The following is an 18,485-nucleotide window of genomic DNA, read 5'->3' as shown; positions in this document are numbered from 1 at the left end:
AGTTTGAATCATCGCTAAAATAATCTGGATTTCATAATCCGGGTTTCCATGGCATGATTCCGTTTTGGCTCACGAGCCCGTGTATTTGCTGTAAAGGAGAATGGTCGATGCATCCCTATTCGCTGGTTACCACTGGGCACTCGCTTGGGTTTAAAAATACCGCCGCTGATGAAGCAAAACGCAAGCAGCAGCTGGTCACCTCGCATGAAACATCTCCCCCGCCTCGCACCGCATCGAACGATTCTTTTCTAAAGTCTGTTGCATCGGATTTCTACGATTCTCAGCCTTCATCCCCTGAAGTGGACAAGTTGTTTTTCTCGCCGCAAGACCGCCAGTTTTTGAAGGGTTTGCCAGATTTGAGCGGGCCGACTTTGGTGAAATTCCCCAATCAGCCCCCCTTTACATTACCCGCTTTGGATTCCCCCCCGGTCAGCGGGCATCAGAAACCGTCGTGGAATCCTTTTGCGATTTTCGAGATTGAGCCGTTGACAGACTTCAATGCGCCATTATCCCGGCAGCTAAAAGCGAGAAAGGAGGTTCAATCTCTTACCGAACTCGAAAGCGAACCTTCCATCTTGTCGGAAGCCTCCTCTGAAAGGGTCAGAACTGGCACAAAGAAAAAATCAGGGAGCCTTTCGGAACGCCGCAAGGAATTTGCTGTGAAACGCAAGTATGTATTAGAGGATTATCAGCAAGGCGAAACCAAGCCCGGAAAATTGGCCAAAAAACACGATGTTACATCTAGCTTGGTGAGTAGCTGGATTCGTAAATTTAAGCATTCTGAAAAATAAGCGCGTTATCATCACCCACGGATATTCCCCCCAGTGTCATCAATTGGGCCAACAATTTTCCCTGTGAAGATTGGGGATGCTTGGCGTAAGTGATTTGTAAATTTTGCAGCAACTGCTGAATAAAGGCTTTGCTTTGCGGATCGCCGGGCTTGCTCAGGTTGTCCAGCATAAAGCCAATCAGTCGCCCGTTGGGTTTGCCGTTTTCCAGTTCCAGTCCACCTTGCTGGATGCTGTTCATGAGCGTTTCCTGTCGGGCCGGGGATAGCTTGAGCAGGTAATCATTTTGCAGGAATGCCGAAATGTTCAATTCTCCAGCGTTGGTAAATGCCTGAATGAGTTGGCCGATGGCCACCCGGTTTTTGTCGGGGGCCTGATCCAGCTTATACATCAGCGCTTCGCCCAAATCCGCCGCGGAAAATTTGCCGCTTTGCAAGTCGGCCCGCAGCGAGGCAACATCAGCCGGGGATAGGATGATGGCTGCACTATTGGGGTCGGTGGCGTTGGCCTTGGCGCTCAATTTGCTTTCAATGGAAGCAACCGCCGGGTTTTGAGCCGGTGGTGGCGGGTTAGTCAATCCGGGGACATAGGGCGGCGGCGTAGTGGCGGTAGTGGTTCCTGTGGTGGTGCCTGTCGTTCCGGTGGCCGTATCCTGCGTTCCGCCCATCATCTGGAACAGCGTAAGCAATAAATTCATCAGCTGGGTGGGGTCGGTGGCTGGGTTTTGATCTGGAGCCGGGGTGGGCGTGGCTGTAGTGGCCCCGCTCTGAGTGCCGGTTTTTCCCTGACCGGCCTGAAATTGGCGCGCATAACGGGAATGCTCCCCAATGGTCTGGTTGACCCCTTGTAAATAGCTGTTATAAAAGTTCATGCCAAGTCCTCTTGCTATAAGGCCTTATCGGCATTTGCGAAAAAACCTTTGAGCTTAGCGCCCTAAAGTGTTCACAAACCTTTACAATTTTAGCTTTTTCAGCTTTCGCCAAGACCCAAAGCCGCTCGCGCGAATAAACGGAAAAAACCCAAGCCGGTGCTTGATGAGAAGCGGCTTGGGTTGAATTTAAAGTTCGGTGTGCCTACCGGTTTTAAACGGCTTTAATCCCTTTTAAACCCGTTTAAAAGGGATTAATTTTGCTGGGCTTTTTGCGGGTGCGGTTTTCATCGCTATCGCCCGGCTGCTCCAGCAAAGGAAGTTCACTGGCAATGACGGTGGTTGCGGTTGAGGCGTCTTCCCCGCTTTCCTGAATATGCTCCAGCGCTTCGGTCAGGGGGGTATGGTGCATTTCTGCTTCCACCGTCAAGGCAGGCTCTTCCAGTTGGCGCTGCATCTGAATTTCAATGCGGGTGTTGAACAGAATCATGACCGTATCCCGTTGAATTTCGTAGGTCAGGTTCTGAAACATTTCAAAAGCTTCCCGCTTGTATTCAATCAGCGGATCTTTCTGGCCGTAAGCCCGCAAGCCAATGCCTTCCCGCAGGCCATCCAGATTGTGCAGATAATCAATCCAGCGGTTATCAATCACTGATAGCAGGATGTCTCGCTCAATTCGGCGCAGGGGGTGCTTAATTTCGGCTGCTTTTTCGGGTGATAATTGGGCCAGCTCGCTTTGGATGGTTTCATCATCCTCATCCAGCCCCACCAGATTGACCCCATGAGAGGCTTCCAGCTCGCTTGAAACTCGAGTCAATTCGCTTTCCAGCGTCTCATAAACTTTTAAACCTTCGGTGCGAACAAATTCCAGCAGCTGGGCCTGATTTTTTCCAGCCAGACTGGCCTTCGTAACCACCGGCCCCAGTTGGGGGCAAATGCCATGGATGGTGGCCAGCATTTCATCCAGCACTTCATCCGCCCAGTCTTCCGGGGTGCTGTTGGGAATTAAGTGGGTGCTTATAATGCGTTCCATATCCTGTTCCACCATATGGCGAATGGAATCCCGTAAATTTTCCCCGTTCAGCACTTTTTTGCGTTGCTCGTAAATCAGCTTGCGTTGCTCGGTCAACACGTCATCGTACTGCAAAATATTTTTACGAATGTCAAAGTAGTAAGCTTCTACCTTGCGCTGAGCGCCCTCAATGGCCCTGCTGACCATTTTGGCGGAAATGGGCATGGTTTCATCCACCCCCAGCAAGTCCATCATGCCTGAAATGCGCTCGCCGCCGAATTTACGCATCAAACCATCTTCCAAAGACAGAAAGAAGTGCGTAGAGCCGGGATCGCCTTGTCGAGCCGCTCGACCCCGCAATTGGTTGTCAATCCGGCGTGATTCGTGGCGTTCGGTACCAATAATGTGCAAGCCACCCCCGGCCAGAACTTCTTCTTTTTCCGAATCAGTCAGCAATTTTTTGCGGGTAATGGCCGCTTCCAGCTCTTGGGGATCGACCGTGCGCCAGTCCATGCCCATCAGCTCATATTCACTTTTGGCCATGAGTTCGGCGTTGCCGCCCAGCAAAATATCGGTACCCCGGCCCGCCATGTTGGTGGCAATGGTAATGGCCCCTTTGCGCCCCGCCTGAGCCACAATCATGGCCTCATGCTCGTGGTGCTTGGCGTTGAGTACCTGGTGCGGAAGCCCTGCCTGAATGGCCTGAACAGTCTTCAGGGTTTTGGCCAGTCCTTCCAGAAAGAGGGCCATATCTTCAGGCAAGCCCTTGGCGATTTGGGTAAAGTCTTCCGGGTTGGCGGCTTCCGGGTTACGGAGTTTTCCCACCAACTGATTGTAAAGCGCGGCATCCTTGGTTTGATCCAGACTATTCAGCAAGCGGGCCGCTTTTTCCCGCAAATGCTGGGCCATTTCCACGGGCTTGGAAAGCAGGTGTGAAATTTCTTCGGACTTCTCAATGGAAACGGTTCCCACCAGTACCGGGCGGTTCATCTGGTGGTATTCCACAATTTCTTCCACCACTTTATACATTTTGATGCGTTCGTTTTTATAAATGGTGTCCGGCAAATTGTTTCGGCTGTCTTGCCGGTTGGTGGGAATGGTGGTGACGCTGAGGCTGTAAATCTTGCCGAACTCGGCTTCCTCGGTCTGCGCGGTGCCCGTCATGCCCGATAACTTGGGGTAGAGCCGGAACAGGTTTTGAAAGGTAATACTGGCCAAGGTTTGGGTTTCATCCTGAATTTGCACCCCTTCCTTGGCTTCCACCGCCTGATGCAAACCATCGCTCCACCGCCGACCATCCATTAAGCGCCCGGTGAACTCATCTACAATGATCACTTCGTTGTTTTTAACCACATAATCCACGTCCACACGGAACAGTTCCTTGGCCTTCAGCGCCTGAAGCATGTGGTGGGCCATGTTGTGCTGAATATCAAACAGGTCTTCAATGCCCAGAACTTCCTGGGCGCGATCGATACCGTCCTCAGTTAAAACAACGTTTCTGCCCTTTTCATCCACGGTGTAGTCACGTTCTGGCTGCAACAAGGGGGCAATGCGAGCCATGGTGCGGTACATGTCCGCCGATTGCTCGAGCCGCCCGCTAATAATGAGCGGGGTACGGGCCTCGTCAATCAAAATGCTATCCACTTCATCAATAATGGCAAAATTGAAGGGACGCTGTACCAACTGGCTTTTGGAACCCGCCATGTTATCTCGCAGATAGTCAAACCCGAATTCGTTGTTGGTGCCGTAGGTAATATCAGCGTCGTAGGCGTCTTTTTTATCGGCAAACGCGTTAAAGCTGCGCTGTTGGGACAGGACCATTCCGGTGCTCAGCCCCAGAAAATTGTAAACCTTGCCCATCCACTCGGCATCCCGGCGGGCCAGGTAATCGTTGACGGTAATCACATGGACACCTTTGCCGCTTAAAGCGTTCAGGTAGGCGGGCAAAGTGGCTACCAGGGTTTTTCCCTCTCCGGTTCTCATTTCCGCAATGCCGCCATCGTGTAAAACCATGCCGCCCAATAGCTGCACGTCAAAGTGGCGCATGCCCAGAACCCGGCGGCTGGCTTCCCGTACCGTGGCGAACGCTTCCGGCAAAATCAGATCCAGCATTTCTTTTTCCAGCTGGCGATCCCGTTTTTCGGTATCGCCCCGCTCCCGCCCGGCCAGCATTTGCTGAAAATAGGCGGTCTTGCCTCTTAGCTCTTCATCAGAAAGCGCCTGCATTTCCGCTTCCAGGTCGTTGATGTGATCCACGATAGGCTCACGGACTTTGATTTTACGCTCGTTGGGATCGGGCAGCATCTTGCGGATTAGGTCGAACATGGACGGTTCTCTCTGACTTCGGGCTTTAAATATAACGGGTATGAACCGCTGAAATTCAGACGGAATTTGCCAATGGCTGATTATAGTATACCCAAAACCAGCGCAGCTTGTCATCGTTCTGCCAAAATCCCGATGCGCTTCTTTGAGCAAACACTTACAAATTATGGAAAAGGTGTTTACAAAAAACAGGGCAGGTGTTTAAATAACACTAACCTAAGTGTTTAACAGACATAAACCTTGCTCGTCCACCAACCTTTTTCATCAACGCTTAATTTGAGAAAGTGAGTGTTTCTCGTTATGAATCCTATCGAAGCCGCTGCCAAATCTTTTTTCCTGCCTGTGGCCAATCCCCCGGTCCGGGGAACGTTTCCGTTGTTTCAGGGCGCCGCTGATAAAAACATCAAAGTGGCCACTGCTGATACGTTTAACGGAAAGCCCCAGTTTTCTGGCAGCCCGGATCTGTATCAATTCAACACCCATACCCTGGGCCGACTCGATATATTTATTTAATAAAACAGTTAATTGATGCCCGTTTTTTGCCAGGGTGTTGGCGATCCATTTTTTGAACTCTCGTTTTTTGCAATTAAAAAACCGGCTGGGTTAGACCCTTCACCGGTTTTTTTATATTGAACTATCAAGCAGCTTATTTCAGCGCTTCCGCCCCGCCTACAATTTCCAGAATTTCCTGGGTAATGGCTGCCTGACGCACTTTGTTGTACTGAATGGTCAGGCGGTTAATCATGTCGCCCGCATTGGTGGTTGCGTTGGACATGGCGGTCATCCGCGCCGCTAGCTCACTGGCAGAACCTTCCAGCAACAAGGTGTAGAACAGATTGCTGACATACATGGGAACAATGGCATCCAACGTGGTCACCGCATCCGGCTCCATCAATAATTCCGGCTTCAGTTTGCTGGCAGACACACTGTAGTGGCTGTCATTTAAAGAGGGAATCAATTCAGGTTCCCAGTCAATAAAGGAGCGGACCGGAATGACCGGGCTGATCTGCACTTTGTAGGAAATCATGGACACAAAATGCGTGGAAAGTACGTCAATGGTGTCAATTTTTTCATCCACGAACGCTTGGGTCATGGTCTGGGCGATTAGGTTGGCATCTTGCACCGTGGGGGCCGCTGATATGCCGGTGCTGCGTCCCAAAACCTCAGATTCCGAATAGCGGGCAAATGCCTGAATGGCCTTGTTTCCCACCAGGTAGAACTTGGGGGTGAGGCCACGGGCTTTTACTTCTCGCTCTAAACGGAAAGCCTGACGAATGACGGAGGAGTTGTAGTTCCCGCACAAGCCCCGATCCGAGGTGATCACCACAATGCCAATGTTGCGAATGGCCCGTGCCTTCAGCAATTCGCCGTAACGGGAATTGCTAAGTTGTTCCACATGGTTTTGCAAATCATTGAACACATTGCTGAACACTTTTTGGAGTTCGCTGGTATAGGGACGGGCTGCTTTGACCTTGTTTTCAGCCCGTTTTACCTTGGCGGCGGCAACCATACGCATGGCTTGCGTAATTTTTTGAGTGCTTTTGACGCTTTTAATCCGGCGCCGGATGTCCTTCAGGTTGGGCATGATTGGCTTCCTTCGCTGACCTTCCTACGCTTTGCCGCCGGAAAACACGGTGTCCCGGAACTTGGTGATGGCATCCACCAGTTTGGCCTCTTCGGCGTCATCCAGTTTATTGCCTTGGTTTAACTTGGCTTCCAAATCGGCCACATTGGCGCTGAAGAAAGAGAACCATTCCGGCTTGAATGCGGCCAGTTGGCTGGTTTCTAAAACGTCAAGCAAGCCTTTGTTGGCCGCAAACAACACAGAAACCTGCTGAGCCAGGGATAACGGACTGAACTGGGGCTGTTTCAGCACTTCCATCATAATTTGGCCCCGGCGCAGTTGATCTTGGGTGGCCTTGTCCAAATCGCTGGCAAACTGGGAGAATGCTTCCAGTTCCCGGAACTGGGCCAATGTCAGACGCAATTGGCCTGCCACTGCTTTCATGGCCTTGGTTTGAGCGGCCCCGCCAACTCGGGATACCGAAATCCCGGCGTTGATGGCTGGACGAATACCTGCGTTGAACAAGTCGGATTCCAGAAAAATCTGTCCATCCGTAATAGAAATCACGTTGGTGGGAACGTATGCGGACACGTCTCCCGCCTGCGTTTCAATGATGGGCAAGGCGGTAATGCTGCCAGCGCCCAAACTGTCATTCAATTTGGCCGCCCGTTCCAGCAACCGGGAGTGCAAGTAGAACACATCGCCCGGGTAAGCCTCACGACCTGGCGGACGACGCAGCAACAGGCTCATGGCGCGATAAGCCCAGGCGTGCTTGGTTAAATCATCATAAATGACCAGTACGTGCTTGCCTTGGGCCATAAAGCCTTCCGCAATGGTAACGGCACCAAATGGAGCCAGATACTGTAAAGGCGCCGGATCGGTGGCTGAGGCGGCAACCACGATGGAATAAGCCATAGCCCCATTGTCTTCCAGTGTTTTGATGATTTGGGCCACGGAGCTGGATTTTTGGCCAATGGCGCAATAAATACAAATAACGTCCTGACCCTTTTGGTTTAGGATGGTATCCAAAGCCACAGCGGTTTTTCCGGTTTGGCGATCCCCGATAATCAGTTCCCGTTGCCCACGACCGATGGGGGTCATGGCGTCAATGGCGGTAATCCCGGTTTGCAAAGGCTGGTGAACCGATTTTCTGGCGATAATCCCAGGCGCCTTACGGTCTACGGGCAAGTATTCGGTGGCCTCAATGGCCCCTTTGCCGTCCAGCGGAATGCCCAACGGGTTGACTACCCGCCCCAGCAAGTCTTCTCCAAAAGGCACGGAAGCGATGCGCCCGGTGGATTTTACCACCTGACCTTCTTTAATGTGGGTAAATTCGCCCATAATAACGGCGCCCACGTTATCTTCTTCCAGGTTTAACACCATGCCCATGGTGTTGTGGCCATCGGCAAACTCAATCAACTCGCCGGACATCGCCCCACGCAAGCCGTAAATCCGGGCGATGCCGTCGCCGACTTCCAACACGGTGCCAACGTTGCTGACCGACACGTCGCTTTCGTAGCTGGCCAGTTTATCTTTCAGTATTGAACTAATTTCTTCCGCACGTAATGACATGGGTTCGTTCCTTTTTACTGTGTGCTTAAACTTCAAATTTTTAAGGGGGCGGTGATGCCAGTGGCTCAACGAGATCCCTGATTTACAGTTTTCCGATTTGCTTGCGTAATTCTTCCAGGCGGCCTACATAGCTGCCATCAATCACCTTGTCCTGAATTTTGATAATCGCGCCACCCAGCAAGCCTGGATCAACCCGGTTGCTCAAATCCACCCGGCTAAAGCCAAGGCTGGTTTCCAGCGTTTTGCGAATGCGGTCTCTAAGTTCTGCTTCCAGCTCCACGGCGGTAATAATTTCAGCGGAAGCTGTGTTTTCCTGCCGATTGCGGTATTCCGCAAATTGGCTCACCAGTTGAGGCATGACCACGGTGCGGCCGTTTTCCACCATCAATTTCAGCAAACGGTGGACCCAAGGCGTGGTGCTTTTGCCAAATTGCTCATCCACAAAGCTTTGTTTGTCTGCTTCCGGGATCCCTGGATTTTCCAGAAACAAACTGAGCTGGGGAACTTGGGCCATCAACTCCTGAATGGTTTTCAAATCCTGATGAACCTGCTCCAGTTCACTGCCGTGACGAACGCTTTCAAACAGGGCCTTGGCGTAACGAGACGCTACTTTTGTATTTTGAAGCCGATTGCTCATGAGCGATGGCCCTCTTTCAGTTGCGATAATTCATCCAGAAAGGTTTCTATCGAGCGCTTTTGATCGGCGGCGTTCAAGTCCCCGGCCAGCGCAACCCGAGCATCGGACAAGGCATCGCTGAGCAACCGGCGTTCCAGATCCTTGATGGCCGAGCGTTGCTCCAGCTCCACCCGCCTTTTGGCGTTTTCAATAATTTTGTCCGACTCACTGCGAGCGTCATTTAAAATTTGCTTGGAAAGGGCTTCAGCCGATTGACGGGCGTTGTTCAAAATTTCATCCACTTCAGCGGTTAAATTGGCCGTTTTACGTTGGGCTTCCTCTAACTGTTGAAGGGCCTGCTTTTTTTGCAGTTCAACTGCTTCGATGCCAGAAGCCAGCTGCTTGCGTTGGGCTTCAATGCCACCCAACAAGTTAAATTTTTTGGCCAGAAAACCCAGAATTAAAACCACCAAAGCCACGTTAAAAACGTTGGAGTGTTCCAATTGTTGCATCAGGGTCATGCTGTGCCCATGCCCTTCGGCTTGAAGCAAGAACACGGAGGCTTGCCGCAAGAAGGGGATTGATTCGCTGAGGGGTAACATTCCTGCTTTAATGCTCCTGTTCTGATACTAACTGCCAGTGGCGGTGCGAAGTTTGTTGCCCGCTTTAACTTTGGCGATAACCGATTGGGTGAGGGAAGCCCGTTCAGCTTCCATTTGCTGGTAGGTGCTTTCCCGCCACTGATGAAGTTCCGCCATTTTTTGATCCGTCTCGCCTTGGGCCACGGTGCGGGATTCAATGACCATTTGTTGGGCGGATGTTTTTGACTGTTGGCGGGCATTCTGAATCACTTGGTGCGCTTCCAGACGGGCCTGTTTAATGCCTGCCTCATAATCGGCATGCAGTTGTTCAAATCGTGCTAAAAAATCAGCGGTGGATTGCTGATCATCGGTCAGCTTTTGCTCACGCTCGTTTTTGATTTTCATGATGGGCGCAAAATAAATGGCCTGCATGATCGCCGCGAATACGGCGAAACTAATCAGTACGAATAAAAATGTGGCGTTGAATGTCGGCATTTGGGTTTAATTTCCTGTGGCGCAATGCTGGACTGGAGCGACTTATAAATGAAGAGTCAAGGAAGGAACCGCTTGTAATGACTGAATAGAACTCAGGGGAACAAGCGGTTCCAGCTTGAAAAAACTTAACCGCCGAATTTTTGGAACAGCAGGAAGAAGGTTACAAAGCCAAACAGACCCAGCAATTCAACAACACCCAAGGTGATGAAGTACTGAGGGGTGATGTTGCCTTGAATTTCAGGTTGACGAGCCACGCTGTTGAAAAACGCTGCGGTCATAAAGCAAATACCGATAGCGGGGCCAATGGCGGCCAAGCCAACTGCCAAGGGGCCTGCCAACATAGCGACTGAAGCTGTGTCCATGATTTAGAGTCTCCTTTTTCTCTCGTGAGTGATAATAAAACCGGATTTCGACTGATTTAGAAAAGTGTGAAAATGAGTGGGAAATTAATGATGCTCTTCAGACAAAAGGCTGATATAAACCGAGCTGAGAATGGCGAAAATGTAAGCTTGCACCACCGCCACAAACAATTCCAGAAAAATAACCAGGCTGGGCAGCACATACGGGGTTACACTCAGTGCGATGCCTGACAAAATTTCGCCAACCAGAATGTTGAAATAAAGTCGGATGAGCAGTGAGCCGGGGCGGGTCACATCTTCCAGAATGTTGATGGGCAGGAAGAATATGCCGATGTACCAAGGGCTTGGAGAAATGTAGTGTTTGAAATAGCCGAGGCCTTTTTTATAAATACCGTACCCGATATAAAACAGCAGGGTGGCTACCCCTAAGGCGGCAGTGGTGTTGATATCCGCTGTGGCTGCCTTGAGTTCGCCCGCCGGAATGTGAAACAAGCGCAGGGGCAATTGGCCCATTACGTTGGCGGTTAAAATAAACAGGAAAATAGAGCCGACAAAATACAGAAAGCCATCGCCCCGTTTTCCGGCGGTGGCCATTGTAATACTGCGACAAACGTCAAAAACCCCTTCGCCCACTACTTGCAAGGGGCTGGGGATAACTTTTAAGTTGCGGGTAAATAACCACGCGGTAACCAAAATAACGCCCAAACCTAGCCAGACCATAATCAGCGTATTCAGGTTAACTTCCTGGCCGAGTAATTGGACTACCCATTCGTGTTCCATGACGTTCCTTTTAAAAAACTTTCAATCTGATTTCAAACTATCCGAGGGGGGTGAGGCAGTGCACTTTTATCCTGAAATAGGTATTGTTCGCTTCACACCCGTATTCAGCCTTACGGCGGGTTGGCCGTTGCCAAAGCGGTTCACCTGGAAAAGACGACCCAGTGTGAAATGCGGGTTTTTCAAGACAAGCGTCGCCCTGCTTTTGCAGGTGCCAAACGACGGAATGCCGGTAGTGCCTGAACCACGTATTCCACAGTAAGAACCACTTTGTAACTTAAAAGTCCGCTCATGACAATAGCGAGTTCAGTAGGTTGTGCGTGTGCGAGCTGAACGGCGGCATAAGCGAAACCGGCCATGCGTATCACCGAAAACGCAAACTGAATTCCTTTTTTGGGGTTTTCGGCGTTAAAAGTGAGGCTCCAGAGGTAAAAAATACCCAATCCCACCCCTGCCGCACAATAATAGAGGCGAGCCGGATTGAACAGGGCGAATCCCAGCAATAGGCTAAAGTGGATGGCCAGTGTGCCTATCCATAGTTTTTTTTGTAGCTGGGCAAAGGGACTTGGCGTTTGGGGGGTGAGGTTGTTCATGCCTGAGGCGCTCTATGGTTGCTTTGGGGGAATATTCGGATCAGTCTCATCCCGATCCAGCCCATCAAGTTCATCATCCTGTTCATCCAAAGGTGTTTCGTGAAGTTTCTTATATAAAGAATCCAGATCTTGAAGGGATTGGCTGGGTTTTGGCTGCGACTTGGGTTTTGGGGTGTAACGTGGCAGGTTCAGCTCCCGTTGGGAGCGCTTATACATAATGCCGATACCGCCCACCAGCCCCAGAACTCCCAGCATCACCGTCCATATGGGAGAGAGTCCGTAGGTTTTACTCAGCCAGCCGCCCAGCCATAGGCCCCCAATGATGGGAAGGAGCAGTTGTATGGCATATTCCATAAGCCAGTGAGACTTTCTCCGGTGGGCTTGCTTTGCGCCGGTATTTTTCAGATACAATTTCTGCAATGTAATACAAAACCCCGAACTTGTAAAAATGAGGCTGATTCAAATGAGGCTTTCGTATCATGACGGTTCGGGATGTTGTGACTGATTTGTTTCGTATTCTGAGTGATTCCCGGAAAGGAACCGACCCTTATGGCCAAGGATGCCAGTTTTGATATTGTTTCCGAGTTCGATCATCAGGAATTGGTGAACGCGCTTGATCAAACCCGTCGAGAAATCGCCTCTCGCTTTGATTTGAAGGATTCCGGCAGTGAACTGGAGCTGGAAGAAGGCAAGAAAATTGTGCTGACCACCACCGATGAGTTTCGGGCCCAGAACATTTATGACATTCTGGAAGCCAAGCTGGTGAAGCGTGGTTTGAATCCCTTAATTTTGGATAAAGAAGAGCCAGAAGCCGCTTTGGGTGGCAAGGTCCGCCAGGTCATCAACCTGAAAAAAGGCATTGAAACCGAGATGGCCAAAAAAATCGTGGCCCATATCAAAGAAGTAAAACTGAAGGTGCAGGCCAGCATTCAGGGCGATCAGGTACGGGTATCCGGTAAAAATAAGGACGACTTGCAGGAAGCCATCCAGCATGTGCGAGAATTCGGCGATCGCCAGAGCATGCCCCTGCAATTCACCAATTACCGCTAGCCCTCCATGGAGCGCTCTCTTTCATTGCGAAAATGCATGTTTAATATATAAAAATGATGTTGTCGAATAAAAATTTGAGAGTCGAATTTGTCCTTTTGGTCTTGGCAATCACGTTTTTGTTTCTGGCCTTTTCAGGTTATTTCAATCCAAAGACAGAAAATCAGCTGATTGACGAACAGAAGAACTTGGCTTTTTTGGAAAAAAGCAAACATTTACAACAGCTCCAAGCTTACGGAGCTGTTGATCCTCATTATGTTGAAAACCTTTTCACAATTAACAACAAGCCTAAACCTGAATCCGAACAGTACCAATATGAGATAGATTTGCCTAATCGAAAGCTTTATGTTGAAAATGTTGAAAACCCATCTTATGAGGTTGAGTCTAAAGACAAAGTAGGAACATATTTAAAATATGATTATGATGGCAAATTAAAATCTTTAATTTTTATAAATAAAAAGAACTACCCTCATTATGAGGCCGTATATGACTTTCAGGACAAGTCTCTAACTGCGGTTTATGTTCAATTCAATGATGATTGTAACTACGCCTTTAGCTCGGATGGCTTAATGATTAAGGAACGATGTAATTGTGAACATTGAAAAAAATATAAATTTAAAGTTACGATTAAGCTCCTACAACATAGCTCTTGCAGCTTTAATAGCTTGGACACTGTACTGTCTTATTCAGGGGCAAAAAACAGACCTTCCCCCCTCTGGCTTCGGTGTTCTGGATCAATACGCTCAAATGATTTTATCCTCAGTTTCGTGGATTCGCTGGTTTATGGGGTTCACCGTTTTTGGCATTATTGCTTTGCTTTTAAAACCAAGCACACAATCCCAAAATTCTGTTATTTCATTTGAAAAAGAAAAGGTGGACGCCTTACCTCTCGAGGAAGATCCCCTCTTCACCAAAAGCATTTATAACCGCTAGGTTTTCTTTCCGTTTTGGCAAAATCATTACCCTTTCATTTTTGTAATGTTGGGGTGGACGTTTATTTGTTACGCCATTAGTGAGGCAAAAACAAGTAACTTAAAAAAACACCAGATTTCCCCACCTCCGGGAAACCTCAAGAGTCCATCTAATCTGATTTCTGAAGAAAAAAGAAATGCCATCCAGCTGTTTGGCTAAACTGGATAGCAGGGTAGTACGGAATTGGTAGGAAGGAATGTAGGAGAGAGAAATTTAAGGCTGAGGCAATTCGCTTGGGCTAAGAACGGGAACGCTTTGGGCGGTTTCCGGCGTTTCGGCATAAGCGTGGCAAAAGAAAACAGTGCCGGTTACAAACAGTCCGGCCAGCGAGAGTTTGCCGATATTTAAGGCCATATCTTTCCAGGCGTGCTGATTTTGGGCTTTATGACTGGGATTGAACTTGAGCATTGTAAAACTCCCCGACTAACAACATAGAGGGTGCTAGGGTTATTGGCTTTAATAAAGGCTGACTTTTTGGAGCGCTGAGACAAACCGGGTTATACAAACCACCTGGGCTTCAGGCAAAGCCGGGGTTTGTAGCAATGTAGGAACATGGGTTGAGGGGCATGAATGCGTTTTTTTTGGGGGGGGGCGGCGCTCTCTCAACGCTTTGGGTGATACGCCGTACTTTCCCAGCAGGGTTAACTTCTTTTCTGTTGCTGTAGGATATAGACGGAATGGGAAGGCTTTGTTCCCGGCAAGCTTCAAAAAAAATTTAAAAACACACCAGACAAACGCTGCCAGCGGGCGTTGATGTGAGCACTTAAAGCCAATGGGCCGTGGTTTTTTCGCCTTTTGGCAAGGGGGCTTACTTTTTTTAATATTGAGGTCAACTCTTGCGGGGGCTTCGTTTTTAGTATCCTATTACTCTGTAATTGATCCCTAATACGGCGGACTTTTTCATGACCCCTCCCACCACCACCCTCACTGATTCTTCTACGGATGCTTTGGCAGGCGCTATGGTTGCCACCCCTGAGTCGCTCCCCGTCACTGCCAAGAAAAAAGTGGGCTTTGTCCACTTGGGCTGCCCTAAAAATTTGGTGGATACCGAAACCATGCTGGGCATTCTGGACAAAGAACACCATCAAATTGTGGCCAGTGAAGAAGAAGCGGATATTGTGCTGGTGAATACCTGCGCCTTTATTGATTCTGCGCAGAAAGAATCGGTGGGCGTTTTGGCCAGCTTGGCCGAGCAGGGCAAAGAGTTGTTGATTACCGGCTGTCTGGCCCAAAAATTTCAGGGCGAGTTGCTGGATTTGTTCCCCGAGGCCAAGGCCGTGGTGGGCATTAACAACGTGGCCGAAATTGGCGATGTAATGAAACGGGTGGAAAACGGAGAGCGGGTGCTGGCCATGCAGCAGGACCCCACCTATATTCTGGAAGAAGATACCGTGCGTCGGCACATTACGGTGGGTTCTTACACCTACCTTAAAATTGCGGAAGGGTGCGATTACAAATGCTCCTTCTGTATTATTCCCAGCATGCGTGGGGTGTTCCGTAGCCGTGGCGTTCAAAATATCGTGGACAATGCCCGTGAAATGGCGCAACGAGGCGTTACGGAAATTATTCTGGTGGGACAAGATACCACCAGCTACGGCAAAGATATTGGCTCCAGCCTGCCTGCCCTGCTGCGGGCCTTGAACGAGGTTGAGGAGATTGAGTGGATTCGCTTTATGTATGCCTATCCCAATTTGGTATCCGATGAGTTGCTGGAAGCCATTAACGATTGCGACAAAGTGGTGAAGTATCTGGATTGTCCCTTGCAGCACAGCCACCCCGAGGTGCTGAAGCGCATGCGCCGTCCGGTGACCGACTTGGTGGCTTTTGCCGAGCGGGCTCGGGCCAAAATTAAAAACGTGAAGCTGCGGACATCCTTTATTGTGGGCTTCCCCGGCGAAACCGAAGAGCATTACCAGCACCTGAAGACCGTGATTGAGCAGGTTCAGTGGGATCGGCTGGGCGTGTTTGAATACTCCGATGTGGATACCGCCCACAGCAAAACGCTGGACGGTAAAGTAAAAAAAAGCGTGATCAAGCAGCGTCGCAATGAATTGATGGCCCTGCAACAGCAAATTGCCTTTGCCCAGAACCAAACCATGATTGGGCAAACCGTGGAAGTGCTGATTGATATGATTAACCAGTACGGCACCCTGATTGGCCGCACCCAGTGGGACGCCCCAGAGGTGGACAATACGGTTCAAGTCAAAGGGCAAGCGGTTCCCGGTGAAATTGTGAAGGTTAAAATCACGCATGTCACCCCTTATGACCTGAAGGGCATTGTGGTTTCCGATTAATCGCCCTGCCGTTCTTTGCGGGTCCTCAAGTTTTACTGGCCGTCCGGTCTATAGGCTGGATCTGTTGTTCTGCTTATGAGGCTGAGCCTGAATTTTCACGTGACGGCATGGGCGGGCGGGCTATATAATAAACACAGGCTTACTTTTTTAGGCTTATTGGGGCCTAAATAATAAAGTATTACCTGTATCTACCGCCAAGACGCTTTATGGGGCATCCTTTCACATGAGAGAGCAACCTGAACCGATGATTATTCAGGGTAACTTCGCACCGGCCAGAACGGGCCGGGTGTTGCGGGTGTCTACCCGGGTGCTTTCCATTGTGTTTGTGGTGTTTGGGGTGGGGGTGCTGGTGGCTTACGGCATTAAGGTGCAGTATGAGGGTTCCATCAATAAACTGGCCCGAAATACCCGTGATATGAACGAACAGAATAAAGAATTACAAGTGAAACTCAATCACATCCGCTCTTATAAAAACGTAGAGGCCGCCGCCGCCAAGGTTCCCCATTTGCGGATGCCGGAAACGGTGATTGAAATCGCCCCTTCGGCAGCCCCGGCCAAGCTGCCCCCCATGCCCCGGCCCAAGCAGGAGATTCCACGTGTCTACGGGTACTAGGGAAGGCTATCAGCAGCGCAAGCGCCAGCACCGCCAGCGGCGTCTAGCCCAATCTTATGATATGCCCAGCGGCAAGCCGCCCCTGCGTGATCAACTGTCGGCCAAGCGATTTCAGATTGTTTTGATGATTTTGGGCCTGATTTTTGTGGCGGTGGTGGGTAAACTGTTTTATATACAACTGGTTGATGCCAAGCACCTGAAGAAAAAGGCCCAGCTTTCCCGAAATCAGGCGCTGACCCTGTTTAACCGGGGGCGCATCGTGGATCGCAATGGAATGGTGCTGGCTCAGGATACCCTGCTTTATGATTTGTTCGTGCATCCCAAGTATTTTTTCAAAATGCCGGTGGATCAAATCGCCACCGCCTTAAGCCCCGCGCTGGGCATGGATGAAGGTCCGTTGTTGAAAAAGCTTTCGGAGCCTTATACAACCATTGGGGTGAAAAAAAATCTGACCAAGCAGCAAATGGAAGCCATTGTTGGGGTTCGCACTTCGGTGATTGCCCTGGATCCCAAGACCAAAAAGTTGATTTTAGATGAAAAAGGCCGTCCCATTTCTCGCAAAGTGCCGTTGCCGGGGCTGGATTTCTCCAAGAAAAACGTGCGGAACTACCCTCAGGGCAATTTGGCCGCTCATGTGCTGGGCTATGTTAATGATGAGGCGGGGGTTAGCTCCGGGGTAGAGGCTTCCGCGGCCAAGGTGCTGAAAAAGAAGCCCACCGATCTCAGTAACACTTATCTGGACGGGCGGGGCAATCTGGTGGACTTGGGCAAGCTGGACCCCAAAAATCTGGTGACGTTGCCCAAGGCTAAGGATGTCAAGCTGACCATTGACGCCCGCTTGCAGTATGTGGCAGAACGTGAGCTGGCCGCTGGTCTGGAACGCACCAAGGCCAAGCGGGGCACGGTCATTATGATGGACCCTCGTAGTGGGGAACTGCTGGCCTTTGCGGTTCTGCCGACCTACCAGCCCGATCAATTTTACAAAGCCCCGCCAGTGGCGCTGAAAAACTGGGCCATTAGCGATGTGTACCCCCCCGGTTCCACCTTCAAGATTTTAACGGTGGCCTCCGGTCTGGAGCTGGGTAAAATTAGCAAAACCAGCCGCATTCTGGATACTGGCAAAATCAAAGTGGGCGGCTGGACCATTCAGAACTACGATTACGGGCGGCATGGGGCACCGGGGATGATTGATTTAAATTACCTGTTGATGCACTCCAGCAATATCGCCAGCGCCAAAATTTCCCTGATGATGCCGGTTCAGCAGCAGTATGAGTTGCTCAAGCGCATTGGTATCGGCTCTAAAACCGGCATTGATATTCCGGGCGAATCGGCTGGCATTATTTTGCCCCCCAAGTCCTGGGATGAGTCTACCCATGCCTCTATCGGCTACGGGTACGGCATGGCGGCCACCCCTGTGCAAATGGCGTCCGCGGTGGCGGCCATCGCCAACGGGGGCATCTGGAATTCCCCGCATGTGATGAAAGGCTCTCCGGTCACCCATCGGCGCATTTTTAGCGAAAAAACCTGTGCGGATATGCGTGAATTGCTGACTCGAAGCATTAAGGAGGCCAAAACCTCTACGGTTCGGGTGGAAGGGGTGGATGTGGCGGGTAAAACCGGAACTTCCCGCAGGCCCAGCGCCACAGGGCGGGGCTATAGCTCCGATGTTTACACCTCTTTCGTGGGCTTTTTTCCAGCCCAAAGCCCCAAAGTGCTGATTATGGTGGTGGTGGATAGCCCCACCATGGCAGAGAGTTGGGGCAGTACGGTGGCTGGCCCTATTTTTCGCAATATCGCTCAGGAAACAGTCAGCTACTTGGGTTTAAATGCTGCTAAAATAGCACGTAGGCCGGTGGCTTCGGTGGGCCTCAAGCCTGCTGGAATGCCGGGCCGTTCACCGCTGCCGGGTGGGATTCGCTAGCCATTCGCCTGATTTGAACGATTTATTTTCAATCACACGATTTTTAAAGAGTTTTCAAAAGAGTTTTTTTTAAAGAGTTACGGTTAACGCT

Annotated in this window: 19 protein-coding genes and 2 pseudogenes; 8 read left to right on the top strand and 13 right to left on the bottom strand. The window is 50.3% G+C overall.

Going from position 1 to position 18,485, the window contains the following annotated elements; translation table 11 throughout:
* The first annotated feature begins 53 nt into the window (after nucleotides 1–53).
* Nucleotides 54–791, top strand: coding sequence for a hypothetical protein (locus ACEW81_RS01100; RefSeq protein ID WP_373531114.1), 738 nt, complete (start codon nucleotides 54–56; stop codon nucleotides 789–791).
* Here ACEW81_RS01100 and ACEW81_RS01095 read toward each other — a convergent pair.
* From ACEW81_RS01095 to secA, 3 genes and pseudogenes are all read right to left on the bottom strand, one after another.
* Complete coding sequence (locus ACEW81_RS01095; protein ID WP_373531113.1) at nucleotides 772–1,659, bottom strand: hypothetical protein; 888 nt, start codon at nucleotides 1,657–1,659, stop codon at nucleotides 772–774. The two genes, ACEW81_RS01100 and ACEW81_RS01095, sit on opposite strands and share 20 nt — an antisense overlap.
* A 241-nt stretch (nucleotides 1,660–1,900) precedes the next feature.
* Nucleotides 1,901–2,878: pseudogene (locus tag ACEW81_RS01090) on the bottom strand (hypothetical protein); the annotation flags it as partial.
* Between the two features lie 30 nt (nucleotides 2,879–2,908).
* Nucleotides 2,909–4,993: pseudogene (gene secA / locus ACEW81_RS01085) on the bottom strand (preprotein translocase subunit SecA); the annotation flags it as partial.
* 297 nt (nucleotides 4,994–5,290) lie between these two features.
* Between secA and ACEW81_RS01080 the strand changes: the two are divergent.
* The gene (locus ACEW81_RS01080; protein WP_373531112.1) at nucleotides 5,291–5,503 is read left to right on the top strand and encodes a hypothetical protein; all 213 of its coding nucleotides are present in this window, start codon (nucleotides 5,291–5,293) and stop codon (nucleotides 5,501–5,503) included.
* A gap of 133 nt (nucleotides 5,504–5,636) precedes the next feature.
* On the opposite strand, the gene atpG is transcribed toward ACEW81_RS01080, so the two are convergent.
* From atpG to ACEW81_RS01035, 9 genes are all read right to left on the bottom strand, one after another.
* On the bottom strand, nucleotides 5,637–6,575 hold the full coding sequence (atpG, locus tag ACEW81_RS01075; protein ID WP_373531111.1) for an ATP synthase F1 subunit gamma: 939 nt from the start codon (nucleotides 6,573–6,575) through the stop codon (nucleotides 5,637–5,639).
* A 24-nt stretch (nucleotides 6,576–6,599) separates the two neighbouring features.
* Nucleotides 6,600–8,126, bottom strand: coding sequence for a F0F1 ATP synthase subunit alpha (gene atpA, locus ACEW81_RS01070; RefSeq protein WP_373531110.1), 1,527 nt, complete (start codon nucleotides 8,124–8,126; stop codon nucleotides 6,600–6,602).
* A gap of 82 nt (nucleotides 8,127–8,208) precedes the next feature.
* Entirely contained in the window at nucleotides 8,209–8,763 is a 555-nt protein-coding gene (gene atpH, locus ACEW81_RS01065; RefSeq protein ID WP_373531109.1) for an ATP synthase F1 subunit delta, read from the bottom strand.
* The gene (locus tag ACEW81_RS01060; RefSeq protein WP_373531108.1) at nucleotides 8,760–9,344 is read right to left on the bottom strand and encodes a F0F1 ATP synthase subunit B family protein; all 585 of its coding nucleotides are present in this window, start codon (nucleotides 9,342–9,344) and stop codon (nucleotides 8,760–8,762) included. Before ACEW81_RS01060 ends, atpH begins: the two co-directional genes overlap by 4 nt.
* Nucleotides 9,345–9,371: 27 nt before the next feature.
* Nucleotides 9,372–9,818 carry a F0F1 ATP synthase subunit B family protein gene (locus tag ACEW81_RS01055; RefSeq protein WP_373531107.1) on the bottom strand — a complete coding sequence of 149 codons (447 nt, stop codon included), beginning with the start codon at nucleotides 9,816–9,818 and terminating at the stop codon, nucleotides 9,372–9,374.
* Nucleotides 9,819–9,943: 125 nt separating this feature from the next.
* A complete protein-coding gene (gene atpE, locus ACEW81_RS01050; RefSeq protein ID WP_373531106.1) occupies nucleotides 9,944–10,180 on the bottom strand; it encodes an ATP synthase F0 subunit C in 237 nt (78 codons plus the stop codon).
* Between the two features lie 84 nt (nucleotides 10,181–10,264).
* Nucleotides 10,265–10,957 carry a F0F1 ATP synthase subunit A gene (atpB, locus tag ACEW81_RS01045; RefSeq protein WP_373531105.1) on the bottom strand — a complete coding sequence of 231 codons (693 nt, stop codon included), beginning with the start codon at nucleotides 10,955–10,957 and terminating at the stop codon, nucleotides 10,265–10,267.
* Nucleotides 10,958–11,136: 179 nt separating this feature from the next.
* A complete protein-coding gene (locus ACEW81_RS01040; RefSeq protein WP_373531104.1) occupies nucleotides 11,137–11,547 on the bottom strand; it encodes a hypothetical protein in 411 nt (136 codons plus the stop codon).
* 12 nt (nucleotides 11,548–11,559) lie between these two features.
* On the bottom strand, nucleotides 11,560–11,901 hold the full coding sequence (locus ACEW81_RS01035; RefSeq protein ID WP_373531103.1) for an AtpZ/AtpI family protein: 342 nt from the start codon (nucleotides 11,899–11,901) through the stop codon (nucleotides 11,560–11,562).
* Between the two features lie 195 nt (nucleotides 11,902–12,096).
* On the opposite strand from ACEW81_RS01035, the gene ACEW81_RS01030 reads away from it, so the two are divergent.
* The 3 genes from ACEW81_RS01030 to ACEW81_RS01020 are packed head-to-tail and all read left to right on the top strand — an operon-like array spanning nucleotide 12,097 to nucleotide 13,527.
* Nucleotides 12,097–12,597, top strand: a complete 501-nt coding sequence (locus ACEW81_RS01030) for a YajQ family cyclic di-GMP-binding protein (RefSeq protein WP_373531102.1) — start codon at nucleotides 12,097–12,099, stop codon at nucleotides 12,595–12,597.
* Between the two features lie 53 nt (nucleotides 12,598–12,650).
* On the top strand, nucleotides 12,651–13,196 hold the full coding sequence (locus tag ACEW81_RS01025; protein ID WP_373531101.1) for a hypothetical protein: 546 nt from the start codon (nucleotides 12,651–12,653) through the stop codon (nucleotides 13,194–13,196).
* Nucleotides 13,186–13,527, top strand: coding sequence for a hypothetical protein (locus ACEW81_RS01020; protein ID WP_373531100.1), 342 nt, complete (start codon nucleotides 13,186–13,188; stop codon nucleotides 13,525–13,527). The genes ACEW81_RS01025 and ACEW81_RS01020 overlap by 11 nt, the downstream gene beginning before the upstream one ends.
* A 252-nt stretch (nucleotides 13,528–13,779) precedes the next feature.
* Here the strand turns inward: ACEW81_RS01020 and ACEW81_RS01015 are convergent, their stop codons facing one another.
* A complete protein-coding gene (locus ACEW81_RS01015) occupies nucleotides 13,780–13,974 on the bottom strand; it encodes a hypothetical protein (RefSeq protein ID WP_373531099.1) in 195 nt (64 codons plus the stop codon).
* A 494-nt stretch (nucleotides 13,975–14,468) separates the two neighbouring features.
* Between ACEW81_RS01015 and rimO the strand changes: the two genes are divergently transcribed.
* The 3 genes from rimO to ACEW81_RS01000 all read left to right on the top strand — a co-directional run bounded on the left by rimO (nucleotide 14,469) and on the right by ACEW81_RS01000 (nucleotide 18,394).
* On the top strand, nucleotides 14,469–15,860 hold the full coding sequence (gene rimO / locus ACEW81_RS01010; protein ID WP_373531098.1) for a 30S ribosomal protein S12 methylthiotransferase RimO: 1,392 nt from the start codon (nucleotides 14,469–14,471) through the stop codon (nucleotides 15,858–15,860).
* A gap of 223 nt (nucleotides 15,861–16,083) precedes the next feature.
* Nucleotides 16,084–16,473, top strand: coding sequence for a hypothetical protein (locus ACEW81_RS01005; RefSeq protein ID WP_373531097.1), 390 nt, complete (start codon nucleotides 16,084–16,086; stop codon nucleotides 16,471–16,473).
* On the top strand, nucleotides 16,457–18,394 hold the full coding sequence (locus ACEW81_RS01000) for a peptidoglycan D,D-transpeptidase FtsI family protein (RefSeq protein WP_373531096.1): 1,938 nt from the start codon (nucleotides 16,457–16,459) through the stop codon (nucleotides 18,392–18,394). Before ACEW81_RS01005 ends, ACEW81_RS01000 begins: the two co-directional genes overlap by 17 nt.
* Nucleotides 18,395–18,485 lie beyond the last annotated feature (91 nt).

The organism is Vampirovibrio sp., from assembly GCF_041737375.1.
Lineage (GTDB): Bacteria > Cyanobacteriota > Vampirovibrionia > Vampirovibrionales > Vampirovibrionaceae > Vampirovibrio.
Note: the sequence above shows the minus strand (reverse complement) of the source record. Positions and strands in the feature narration are given on the sequence as shown.